The organism is Anaeromicrobium sp., assembly GCF_025210435.1.
GTDB lineage: Bacteria > Bacillota > Clostridia > Peptostreptococcales > Thermotaleaceae > Anaeromicrobium.
In genome coordinates this window covers 17,587-31,111 of record NZ_JAOART010000135.1, presented here as the reverse complement: position 1 = coordinate 31,111, position 13,525 = coordinate 17,587, and the positions used below count along the sequence as shown (strand labels likewise).

The window sequence follows — 13,525 nt, the reverse complement described above, 5'->3', positions numbered from 1 at the left end:
AATATAAAAGAATTTTTAAATTTATTTTATTTTTAACTTCTCTAATCGACTGAATTTTCTAGTATTTCTACCAAAGGGAGTGTGTATTATGGAATGTTGTTGTATGGATTTTAAAGAATTAGATCCAGTTATAGACAAGTATAAAGATTCTAAAGGAAGTTTGATAACTGTACTTCAAAAGGCACAAGATATTTATGGTTATCTACCAGAAAAGGTATTAATGTATATTGCAGAAGAATTATCGGTAAAACCTGCTAAGGTATATGGAGTTGCAACTTTTTATACCCAGTTTAGATTAAAACCTGTAGGAAAGTATTTAATAATGTTATGTCAAGGTACTGCATGTCACGTTAACGGGTCTAAGGCCGTTGAAAATGCATTATGTGAAGAACTTGGTGTAAACGAAGGTCAAACCACTGAAGATGACCTATTTACACTAAATAACGTTGCCTGTTTAGGTTGTTGTAGTTTATCTCCTGTTATGATGATTAATGGAGAAACCTACGGAAATCTTACACCTAAATCAGCAAGGGATATTATTAAAGATATCAAGGCTCAAGAAGAAAGTAACAAGGGGGTATAAAAGGTGAAAGTTATTATCGGACAAGGAAGTTGCGGTATTGCAGCTGGTGCTAACAAAGTATACTCATTGTTTAAAGAAGAAATAGATAACTCTAACATAGCAGCTACCATATCTACAACAGGATGTATTGGTATGTGTTATCTTGAACCGATTATTGATTTAGTTGAGAATGATAAAAAATTCACTTATGTTAAGGTAACCGAAGAAATGGCTAAGGAAATAATCGAAAAACACATAAAAAATGGTAATCCTATAAATGAGTATTTAATGGATGATATTTCTTCTAACATTTTAAATTCTCAAAGTAGAATTGCCCTTAGAAATTGCGGTATCATAAACCCTGAAAATATAGATGAATATACAGAAATCCATGGTTATAAGGCTATTCAAAAATGCTTAAAGGAAATGACTCCTGATGAAGTTATTGAAGTAATCAAAGTTTCTGGCCTTCGCGGCCGTGGAGGAGCAGGATTCCCCACATGGTTTAAATGGAATGCAGCTAAAAACAGTAAAGCTACTCCAAAGTATATAGTATGTAATGCAGATGAAGGAGATCCAGGAGCATTTATGGATAGATCTGTTTTAGAAGGAGATCCTCATAACCTAATTGAAGGAATGATGATTGGTGCTTATGCTATGGGAGCTGAAGAAGGTATTGTATATGTACGTGCTGAATATCCATTAGCTATAGAAAGATTACAATTAGCAATCGAGCAAGCTCGACAAAAGGGTTTCTTAGGAAAGGATATCTTTGGAATCAAGGGACTTAACTTTGACTTAAGGATCAAAGCAGGTGCTGGTGCTTTTGTATGCGGTGAAGAAACTGCATTAATAGCATCCCTTGAAGGCGAACGTGGTATGCCTCGACTTAAACCTCCATTCCCTGCTCAAAAGGGATATTGGCAACAACCTACTAATATTAATAATGTTGAAACCTTCGCAAATGTCCCTTGGATACTATTAAACGGCGGAGAAGCCTTCTCTAGTATGGGGACGGAGAAGTCTAATGGAACTAAAGTTTTCGCTTTAACTGGTAAGATTAAAAACGGTGGACTTGTGGAAGTTCCAATGGGAATAAGTTTAAAAGAAGTTATATACAACATTGGAGGCGGAATTAAAGATAATAAGGAATTTAAAGCAGTTCAAATGGGTGGACCTTCAGGTGGATGTATTCCTAAGGAACTTATCGAAACTTCCGTTGATTATGAGTCAATAAATAAAACTGGTGCCATAATGGGTTCTGGTGGAATGGTAGTAATGGATGAAACCACATGTATGGTTGATATGGCTAGATTCTTCTTACAATTTACTCGTGAAGAATCTTGTGGTAAGTGTATCCATTGTAGAATAGGTACTAAAAGAATGTTAGAAATCCTTACTCGCATATGTAATGGTGAAGGTAAAGAAGGAGATATAGAATTATTAGAAGATTTATCCATAAAGATAAAAGAAGGTTCCCTATGTGGTCTAGGTCAAACTGCACCAAACCCAGTTTTAACTACTATTAAATATTTTAGAAATGAATATGAAGATCATATTTTAAATAAGAAGTGTACGGCTAAACAATGTACTGAACTTCTTACTTACACAATTACAGACAAGTGTATCGGATGTACCCTTTGTAGCAGAAATTGTCCTGTTGATGCAATTTCTGGTAGTGTTAAAACAAAACATACTATTAATGAGGATACTTGTATCAAATGTGGCAAATGTATGGCCGCTTGTAAATTTGATGCAATAGTAATTGACTAAGGAGGCATTTATTATGGCACAAATACGTCTTAATATAGATGGTAAAGAAGTAATAGGCCACGAAGGCCAAACTATTTTAGATATAGCTAAAGAAAACGATGTATATATCCCAACCCTTTGTTATGACTCTAGGGTTGAAATATATGGTTCTTGCGGCCTTTGTGTAGTTGAAGTTGAGGGAATTCCTAAACTCCTACGTTCTTGTGCAACTAAGGCATCTGCTAACATGGTAGTAACTACAAAGTCTACTCGTATAAAAGAATCAAGAAAAACTGCTTTAGAATTATTATTATCAGACCACACTGGAGATTGTAGACCTCCCTGTGTGTTAGCATGTCCTACTAATACGGATTGTCAAGGTTATGTGGGTCTTATAGCTAACAAACAATATGATGAAGCATTAAAATTAATAAAGGAAGAACTACCTCTTCCAGCTAGTATTGGTAGAGTTTGCCCTCACCCATGTGAAGATGCCTGTAGACGTAAATTAACTGATGAATCCGTATCTATTGCTTGGTTAAAGAGCTTCGTAGCTGATATTGATTTAAATGGCGTAGAAAAACATATGCCAAAGATTAAAGAATCTACTGGAAAGAAAGTGTCTATAGTAGGTGGAGGCCCTGGTGGTTTAACTGCTGCTTACTATTTAACCAAAGAAGGTCATGATGTAACTATATATGAAGCTATGCCTAAGTTAGGTGGAATGCTGAGATACGGAATTCCTGAGTATAGACTTCCTAAGGCAGTTTTAGATAAGGAAATCCAAATAATAGAATCAATGGGCGCAAAATTAGTACCTAATACTAGATTAGGAAAGGATTTATCCTTTGAATCTTTACAAAACTCATCCCATGCTGTTGTTTTAGCAATTGGTGCTTGGAATAGTAGCTCTATGAGGTGTGAAGGTGAAAATTTAGATGGAGTAATGGGGGGTATTGACTTCCTAAGAAAAGTTGTAACTAACGAACATATGAAAGTTGGAGAAAAAGTTGCCGTAGTAGGTGGAGGAAACACTGCTATGGACGCTTGTAGAACTGCTATTAGACTTGGGGCTAAGGAAGTTTACAACATATATCGTAGGACAGAAGCTGAAATGCCAGCTGAAGAAATAGAGATAGTTGAAGGTAAAGAAGAAGGTGTAATCTTTAAGAGCCTTGTAAACCCAATTGAAGTAATAGGTGAAGATGGAAAGGTATCTAAGATTCGTCTTCAAAAAATGAAGCAAGGTGAACCTGATGCTAGTGGTAGAAGACGTCCTATCCCTATTGAGGGTGAAGAAGAAACATTAGACATTGATACTGTAATAGTAGCAATAGGCCAAGGGGTAACTCCTGAAGGATTAGATAATGTAGAACTTACTAAGTGGAATACTATAATAGCAGATGAAAATACTTTTAGAACTAATTTAGAAGGAGTTTTCGCCATTGGAGATGCTACAAATAAAGGTGCTAGCATTGCCATTGAAGCAATTGGTGAAGGTAAGAAAGCTTCTCATATAATAAATAGCTATCTACATGGCATGGAAGTGGCTTATGAAAAGCCTTACTATGTGGAAAGAAATGATCTTACTGAGGAAGATTTCGCTGATAAAGAAAAGAAACACAGACCTCATATGAGACATTTACTTCCTGAAGAAAGAAATACTAACTTTAACGAAATAGTTTCAGGTTATACGGAAGAGCAAGCTATAGAAGAGGCTAGTAGATGTTTAGAATGTGGTTGTCATGATTATTTTGAGTGTAAGCTTATTGATTATGCTAATGATTATAAAGTTAAACCAGAGAGATTAGCTGGAGAAGTTCACAATAGAAAAGTTGATAACTCTCATCCATTTATTGATAGAAATCCTGATAAGTGTATCTTATGTGGATTATGTGTAAGGGTTTGTGATGAAGTTATGGGTGTTGGTGCTCTAGGATTAGTTGATAGAGGATTTGATACTATAGTAAAACCTGCCCTTGATAAACCACTAAAAGACACTAATTGTATCTCTTGTGGTCAATGTATAAGCGTATGTCCAACAGGAGCATTAGGAGAAAAATCTCCTATGGATAAATTTGTACCACTTAAGACAGAAGAATCTAACCATGTATGTTCTCACTGTAGTGTTGGATGTAACATGACCCTACACACTAAGGGAGATTTAGTAGTTAGATCTGTTCCTAATAAGAATAGTAAGGTTGACAATGGATTATTATGTGTTAAAGGTAGATTTGGTTTTGATTTACACAAACATGGGGATAAAATTGATTCTGCTCTTGTTAGAAAAAATGGTTCATTAGAAAAAGTGACTATGAATGAAGGACTATTAACTGTTGCTAAGAAAATACAAAGTTTAAAGTTCTTGTATGGTTCTGACTCCATAGGAGTATCTATTTCTGATAAATATTCTAATGAAGAAATACACATGATTTCTAGGTTTGCTAAGGAAGTAATAAAAACTAATAACATTTTCTCTTTCAATAGATTATCAGAGGGTGTAGAAGATGTTATAGGTTATGACTCTTCTACTAGTAAATATGATGAACTATTATCTACTGATACAATTCTTTTAGTTGGTGCTGATATTATGAAAGAATTCCCTGTAGTAGGTACTAAGATTAAAAGAGCAGTAAAAAATAATACTAAACTATTAATTATAAATCCTGAAGCTACTACAGCTGATGAATGGGCTCATAGGAGTTTCTACCCAGAGAATAATACTTTATTCTTAAATGAAGTTTTAAAAGCTTTAGTTGACCTAGGTGCTGTGCCTAAGGATGCAGATAATTTTAATGAGTTAAAAGAAAGCTTAGAAGGTATAACTCCAAGTAATGAAGCTAAAGAAATGGCTAATGTTTACTTTAATTCTAAGAAGGCCATGATTGTATTTGGTCAAAACAATATTAGTACTTCTGCTGCTAAATTATTAGCTAATATGGCCGTTGTAACTAATCACATAGGTTGTGCACGCTCTGGTTTAATCCAACTTAAGCCAAATTGTAATAGTCAAGGTTTATCAAACCTAAATATTAGTGGTTTTGAAAATGCAGTTGAAAAAATTAATGATGGAAGTATTAAATCCTTAATCACATTTGGTGAAAACATTCCAACTTCTGTAAGTAAAGACAATCTAGACTTCTTAGTAGTACTAGATCAATACACTAACGATACTACAGATAGTGCCCATGTGGTATTACCTTCTGCTAGCCTATTAGAATCTAGAGGAACTTATACTAACTCAGAAGGCACAACACAAAAGATTAATAATCATAAATCTTTAGGTAAAAATATTGAAACTATAATTAGCTTATGTAATTTATTAGAGTATAAAATAAGTTATATTAATATAGATCAAATAACAGAAGAAATATTATCAAAACACAAGTCCTTCTCAAGGGAATTTAATTTAGAAAGTAAAAATGCCCAACTACAAATAGTTTCTAATGATTCTTTATTTGTTAAACTTGATAATACTAATAATACAACAGAGTTGTTTTCAGAGTATCTTAGAAATGAAAATTTAATTTAATTTGGGACAACAACTGACATAATATAAAAGTAAAAAAGCTTGTAATACTTACATAAGTATTACAAGCTTTTTACTTTTTAATTATATATATCAGAAAATTCAACATTTACCCTTTCCACTCTATTCTCTATCATTCCTTCTGGCATGTGATTTTCAATTTCATCTACCCTTTGACTTTCTGCTACAGGCAACTTTATAATAAATTTTGTTCCCTTTTCATAAACACTCTGAACATCTATAGTACCCTTATGCATTTCTATTAAATATTTTACTAAGGATAGACCAATTCCACTGCCCTCATGCCTCCTCCTAAAGGATTTATCCACCTGTCTAAATCTTTTAAATATTTCCTTTAACTTTGTATCCTCTATACCTATTCCATCATCTTCCACAATTATTAATATATACTCCCTATGATCCTCCATATTAATATTTATGGTAGAACCACTATTGCTAAATTTAATACTATTAGATATTAAGTTCAGCATTATCCTTTCTAAAGCATCTGGATCACAGGATACTATTTTTTCTTCCACATCCGTATCAAACACTATATTTAATCCCTTTTGTTCTACGTATTCTACTACAGACAAGGTAATATCCTCAATAATGTTTATAATATTATAATTATTAAAATCCAAATGAAAATATCCCGCATCCATTTTAGTTATATCTATTAAATTATTAACCAATCTAAGTAATCTATGACAATTTTGTTTTAACACTTTTATACGCTTTACCCTATTATATAAGCTAGAACTATTTCCCTTTTTATCACTTTCTATTAATTGAATACTTCCTAATATGACATTTAAAGGTGTTCTTAACTCATGGGATAAATTGGCAAAAAACTCTGTTCTAATCTTATCCTGTTCCTCAGCCTCTCTAATTTGTTTTGTTAACTTTTCATTCTTCTTTCTCTCTGATATATCATTACCTATGGTTAATATTTTTGTAGTTCCATTTTCAAAGTACGGAATAGTAGTTACTTCTATTTCTGCATATCCTCCACCTATTTTTTTATATCTTCTTTCCTGCATAGGCGCTATCCTTTTATTTTTTAATACATACTCAAATCTCTCCTTAGTCTTTTGTACATCTTCTTCATCCATAAATTCATAAAACTTCTTTCCAATAAGTTTATATTTTTCATTGGCATTTAATGCCTTTACAGCTTTATCATTAGCAAATTCTATTACTCCGTTATTTATGGCTACTAAGGAATACGGTATAGAGTTTACTAAGGTCCTATACCTTTCTTCACTTTCCTTTAAAACTACTTCCATTTCCTTTCTATTTGTTATATCTAGTATTACTCCTAATATGCCTGCAATTTGATCATTATTATCGGAAAAAGTGGCCTTATAAAAAATACCATGGCCCATAAATCCATCTTTTTTCTTCATATTACTTTCATAGGATATTGTTCTTCCCATTTTTAAAAGTTGTATATCCGTTTCTTTACAGGCTCTAGTATAGTCATTATCTATAATATCTTCTATATTTTTTCCTATTATGTCTTCCTTTTTTAAATTCATGAAATTCGCAAAGGCCCTATTACAACCTAAATAAGTTCCCTTAAGATTTTTATAATAAACAGGACTAGGTATAGTTTCTATTAATACTTCCATAAACTTTATTTTATCTTTAAGCTCTTCTTCTACGCGATGGCCCTTTTTAACACTAATTAAAAGGTAATATATTATTATGGCCAACATTATTATAATCCCCGTTATACATATACCAACTACACTTTTAGATACCCTATAATAGGTAGGTACCATATTTATATAGGAACTACCACTTGGAACCTTATTGAGTGAAATATTGTACTTTTTCAGCAATTCATAATTAAATATATAACTTTTTTTATCATATATTATACTCCTTTTAATATGGGAGTCCTTATTTAATATATCCTTTAATAAATTTTCCATAAATAATCCTTTATCCTTAGAACTCATCACATGTCCACCTATTGCTCCCCTTTTTACAGCTTCCTTTGATATTGTAAATAAGGGTTTATTTAATTCCTTATTCATTTCATCTATTAAATCTACTACTTTTAATCTTTTTCCATTCTTATTTAATTCACTAGTCAATAAGAAATATATGGGATTTTCTATTTTTTTCATCTTTTCAAGGGTACTTTCAAATGATTCTTCCTCTATTATTACAAATCTTTTACCCCTTTCATAATATTCTTTTTTCAGTTTTTTTAACTGATTTTTATAATAATCTCCCTGTGAGTTTTTCCCCAATACAAATACTAAATTCGTGTTATAGGGTATCATATTGGTGGCTAATTCCATATTTGACTGTATATTAATATTTGTATACACACCATAAAATTTTTCATCCTCTTTAATTATATTTTCCACCTGTTGCCTATTAGCAATATGTGCATTTACCACAATTGGTGCATCCTTAAATATGCCCCTTCCATATTTTTTTATAAAATAAAATGACTCCCTATCTCCTGTGATCACTGCATCTATATGACCCTTTTTATATTTTTCCTTATAAAGTTCATATAACTTTTCCATATATAGTTCATCACTAAAATTATCTATTTTTAGACATTCCCTAGTAACTATCATATAATCCACAAATGCTCTTAACCCCTTGGGAATTTCTTCACCCAACGTATCATCACAACCATAATTATGAATTACAAGTACATGCTTTTTTTCTTCTCCATAGGCCATATTAAATAAAACTATATATACAAAAAAAATACATATGAAAAGTGCTTTAGTCCTACCTCGACTTTTTATCATATTAATCCCCCTGATTTTGTAAATATTTCCCTGTTTAGGATACTTCTACAAAAACCTTTTATCCCCTTCATCATATAAAGTCTTCTTTTGTCGAAGATGATTTTTTATTAAAATTTCATATATATAATAAAATTTAAAGGCGTATTATGAATGATTAATCATTTATAATACGCCTTTTCTCATATAGTTCTATACTATTGCTTTTTTCCTAATTCTTGTTCTATGAAGTATAAATATTATGGCTAGAATTCCAAGTCCCAACATATCAGACATGACTCCTGGCTTTACTAATAATACGGCTCCTATAAAGGTACTTATTCGTTCAATTATAGTCATTTTATCCTGAAAATAATTTTCTGCCGCTGAAGCTAATGCCACAATACCTATAAGACCTGTTATTATAGTCATTATTAAAGATCCTATGGTCACATTTTCCATAAGTATAATAGGAGAATACACAAACATAAAAGGTATCATTATTCCTGCAAGGGCCAATTTAAACCCTGTGACGGCAACCTTTGTAGGATTAGCATCTGCTATACCTGCCGCCGTATAAGAGGTTAGGGCCACAGGTGGTACTACTGCCGATAGGGTTCCATAATAAAAGGCAAAAAAATGAGCAGCTATTGGTCTTACCCCCATTTTTATTAAAGCTGGGGCTGCTATGGATGCAGTTATAATATAGCATGCTGTAGCAGGTAGACCCATTCCTAGGAATATGGATGCTATCATAACCAATATTAAAGCAAGCCAAAGTTGACCAAAGGATAGTTTAATAATATTATGGGCCACCACTTGACCAAGGCCAGTCATGGACACAACACCCACTATAAAACCTACTACTGCACAGGCTATGGCCACAGATACGGCACTTTTAGCTCCTTCTTCTAAAGCTTCTATGAACTTCTTAAAATCCATTCTAGTGTTTTTTCTAAAGGAGCTTGTAACTATGGTAGCTATTAATCCATAAAAGGCTGCATAAAGGGGTGTAAGTCCCTTTATAAGTAATATTAGTATTATTATTATAGGTAATACTAAATGACCCTCATTTAACATAACTTCTTTAAATATGGGTAGTTTATCCTTGTCCATTCCCTTTAAGCCAGTTTTTTTAGCTTCAAAATCAACCATAGTAAATATGGCAAAATAATAGAATAAAGCTGGAATTATGCCTGCATACATAACCTTAACATAAGGTATTCCCAAGAAAGATGCCATCATAAAAGATGCTGCCCCCATAATAGGTGGCATGAGAATTCCTCCTGTAGATGCAGCAGCCTCCACAGCACCTGCAAATCTAGGTTCATATCCCACTTCCTTCATAAGAGGTATGGTAAAACTTCCTGTAGTTGCCACATTGGCTTGAGAACTACCACTTATAGTTCCCATAAGACCACTGGCCATTACTGCCACTTGGGCAGGACCTCCCCTAAGTCTTCCTGCAAAGGCCAATGCAAAATCGTTAAAAAACTTAGCCGTTCCTGTTTTATTTAAGAAGGACCCAAATAATATGAACATAAATACATAGGAAGCTGATACCATTAAGGTTACTCCAAATATGCCTCCATCAGTTAAATACATTCTCGTTAATATTCTCTTCCATGAAAAGCCCTTGTGGGCTAACATACCTGGGAATAAATATCCATATTTAGCATATAAAATAAAAATTATAGAAAGACAAGGAAGTATATATCCTACACATCTTCTACCTGCTTCTAGGGTTAATATTATGGCCATAATTGCAAATACATAGTCTGTACTATTTGGTACTAAGGATCTCTCCACAAGATTATCATAGGTAATATAAATATATAAACCTATACTTATGCCTAATACAAATAATATCCAATCTAATATAGAAGGCCTTTTGTTAGACTTTTTTTTAGTTGCAGGGTACATTAAAAAGGTAAGACCTAACATTAACCCTAAATGAACGGCATTTCTCTTTATGGCAATCATCAAACTTGCACTATTCATCCACACATGAAACAAAGAGGTAAATACTGCATACATGGTAACAAAGAAAGCCACTTTACCTGCTAACCTCCTGTCACCATGACTATTATTCTCTTTCATCCCATTCCCCTCCTTATATGTTATATTTACATTTATCAATTATAGATTTATCCACTCTAAACTTTCCTCATACAGTAATTTGCCTACGAAGATAAATATCTTTTAATTTTTAGGAATCTGGAGCGTCACTATATTTTAAGCATAGTAAACATGACACGTGAACCTAATTTCAAAATTAAAACTTTAGCATGTGACAGGCGACTTAGATGGATAAAAATCAAAAGATATTTACCTGAAGTAGGCCCATATAAAGCCCATTTCCCCATAACAAATCTATAAAAGATTAGAGTTAATAGATTTTTTCCTTAACTCTAATCTCTCAACCCTATATACCTACTCTTCTAATAATTCCTTTGGAATCTCAATTCCCTTTTCTTTAAAATATCTTACTGCTCCCTTATGAAGGGGGACTGGAGGAAGACCCTTTATAGCTTCTTCAAGCTTTACAAATTCTAAAGCCTTATGGGATGATGATATTTCATCATAGTTTTCATAAATATTCTTAACTAATTCATAAACTAGATCTTCATCTAAATCTGCACTAGCTATTAAAGTAGACTTTATTCCTACAGTTTTCACATCCTTATCTAGGTTAGAGTATAGACCTGAGGGTACTGTAAACTGTCCATAATAGGGTGCCACATCATGTAACTTATCATAGTCCTCATTACTAAACTCTAACATTTTAACCTTAGTTTTACTTGCAAAGACTTCGGATACGGCAGATGTTGGTAATCCACCTTCTGCATTCATTCCAGTTAATTGTCCATTTTGCATTGCACTAGAAGCCTCAAAATATCCTAAGTGTTCAGCCTCAATATCCTTAAAAGTTATGCCAGCCACATTTTCTAGTATTAAATTAGTACTATACTCAGTACCAGAGCCTGCTCCTCCCACATTAAATCTCTTTCCCTTTAAATCAGACAATGAATTAACATTAGCATCCTCTGTTACTACTATTTGAGTAACATCTGGCCATAGGGCTGTTACAAATCTAACATTTTCAAATTTATTATCCTTAAATTTCCCTTCTCCCTTATATGCAAATAAAGTTAGATTTCCCATGGCAATTCCAAGTTCTGCTTCCCCATCCTTTAACATATTTAAATTCTCCACAGAACCGCCTGATGATTGAACAGATGCAACAACACCCTTATGTCCTAATTTTTCATTCCATAGGGTTGAAAATATAGTTCCAACGGGATAATAGGTTCCTCCTGTAGAACCTGTAACTACTGTAACAAATTGTTTTTCATTACTAGTATCACTACCACTTTCTGTAGATTCTTGTCCACATGCTCCTAATGATAATACTAGTAGGATAACCATAAATAAACTTATAACCTTCTTTTTCATACTTAATCCCTCCTTTCCCTTTATCATTGCAAGGACCATACCAATATAAAAATCCCCTGTTTAATAGGATTTCAACTTATCCACAAAGAAAAAAAGCCTGCAAAATTTGCAGACTTGGAAATTATTTCCGTTGATTAGTTACTTATATTTTTATATTCCTTTAACTTATATCTTATGGTTCTCTCGCTTATGCCTAGTATTTGGGCTGCCTTTCTTCTGTTTTCTCCTGTATTCCTAAGGGTTTCTAATATAATTTTCCTCTCCACATCACTTAAATTAGTTCCTATTTTAATTGGTACTATCCCCCTACTTATATTCTTTTTACCTTTAATGCACAATTCACTAGGTAAATCTTGTCTTTTAATCACATGATTATCTGTTAAAGCCACTGTTCTCCTAATAATATTCTTAAGCTCTCGTATATTCCCAGGATATGAGTAATTCATAAGTACTTCATAGGACTCTTCGTCTATCCCTTCAATTTCCTTGTTCATATTTGTAGATGCTTCTTTTATAAAATTATTAACTAATATGGGAATATCCTCTTTCCTATCCTTTAAATCAGGAAGCCTTATATTAACCACATTTAATCTAAAATATAAATCTTCCCTAAAATTTCCCATGTTAACTTCCCTTTTCAACTCTTTGTTAGTGGCAGAAATAATCCTCACATCAATTTTTTTACACTCATGACCACCTAATGAATATACTTCCTTTTGTTGGATGGCCCTGAGTAGTTTCACTTGTAAATTTAAATTCATATCCCCTATTTCATCTAAAAATAAAGTACTTCCATGGGCTAATTGAAATCTTCCTATCTTATCCCTATCAGCTCCTGTAAAAGCTCCCCTCTTGTGTCCAAAGAGTTCACTCTCTATGAGATTTTCTGGTATAGCCCCACAATTGACTATTTCTATTTTTTTCTCTTTTCGACCTCCATACTCATGAATAGCCTTAGCCACGAGTTCCTTTCCCGTCCCACTAGATCCTTCTATTAATACACCTATATCTAAATCCTTTATTTTATCTATTATATAAAATACTTCCTTCATTTTTTTAGATGTACCTAATATATTGTATTTACCATCTTCAACAAACTCTTCTACCCTGTTTTTCTCTAAACTTTTACTTATAAGAACCTTTAATTTAGGAATGTCTAAGGGTTTGATTATATAATCATAGGCACCTTTTTTTATGGCTTTCACAGATGATTCTATGTTTCCATAGGCAGTCATTATTATGATTTCACATTTCTTTTGTTTTAAATTCAATGTATCTAGTAGATCTAACCCACTTATATCACCAAACTTTAAATCGAGAAGTATAATGTGAAATTCTTTATTTTCTATTTGTTCATTTACCTCGTATATATTAGTTGCCGTATATACATTAAATTCGTCTTCAAATACAAATTTCAGCGAATAGCAAATGGTCTTTTCATCATCTATAATCAATAGATTTTTCATA

At 32.7% G+C, this 13,525-nt stretch carries 7 protein-coding genes; 3 read left to right on the top strand and 4 right to left on the bottom strand.

Going from position 1 to position 13,525, the window contains the following annotated elements; all coding sequences use genetic code 11:
• Positions 1-88 precede the first annotated feature (88 nt).
• The 3 genes from nuoE to N4A57_RS16270 are packed head-to-tail and all read left to right on the top strand — an operon-like array spanning position 89 to position 5,846.
• Positions 89-583 carry an NADH-quinone oxidoreductase subunit NuoE gene (gene nuoE / locus N4A57_RS16280; RefSeq protein ID WP_293659109.1) on the top strand — a complete coding sequence of 165 codons (495 nt, stop codon included), beginning with the start codon at positions 89-91 and terminating at the stop codon, positions 581-583.
• 3 nt (positions 584-586) lie between these two features.
• Entirely contained in the window at positions 587-2,335 is a 1,749-nt protein-coding gene (locus tag N4A57_RS16275) for an NADH-quinone oxidoreductase subunit NuoF (RefSeq protein WP_293659108.1), read from the top strand.
• Positions 2,336-2,348: 13 nt separating this feature from the next.
• On the top strand, positions 2,349-5,846 hold the full coding sequence (locus tag N4A57_RS16270; RefSeq protein ID WP_293659107.1) for an FAD-dependent oxidoreductase: 3,498 nt from the start codon (positions 2,349-2,351) through the stop codon (positions 5,844-5,846).
• A 77-nt stretch (positions 5,847-5,923) separates the two neighbouring features.
• On the opposite strand, the gene N4A57_RS16265 is transcribed toward N4A57_RS16270, so the two are convergent.
• The 4 genes from N4A57_RS16265 to N4A57_RS16250 form a co-directional block, all read right to left on the bottom strand.
• Entirely contained in the window at positions 5,924-8,626 is a 2,703-nt protein-coding gene (locus tag N4A57_RS16265) for a sensor histidine kinase (protein WP_293659106.1), read from the bottom strand.
• 189 nt (positions 8,627-8,815) lie between these two features.
• Positions 8,816-10,702 carry a TRAP transporter permease gene (locus tag N4A57_RS16260; RefSeq protein ID WP_293659105.1) on the bottom strand — a complete coding sequence of 629 codons (1,887 nt, stop codon included), beginning with the start codon at positions 10,700-10,702 and terminating at the stop codon, positions 8,816-8,818.
• A gap of 333 nt (positions 10,703-11,035) precedes the next feature.
• Positions 11,036-12,058, bottom strand: coding sequence for a TAXI family TRAP transporter solute-binding subunit (locus N4A57_RS16255; RefSeq protein WP_293659104.1), 1,023 nt, complete (start codon positions 12,056-12,058; stop codon positions 11,036-11,038).
• Between the two features lie 134 nt (positions 12,059-12,192).
• Positions 12,193-13,524: a sigma-54-dependent transcriptional regulator gene (locus N4A57_RS16250; RefSeq protein WP_293659103.1), complete on the bottom strand. Its 1,332-nt coding sequence runs from the start codon at positions 13,522-13,524 to the stop codon at positions 12,193-12,195.
• Between the last annotated feature and the right edge of the window lies 1 nt (position 13,525).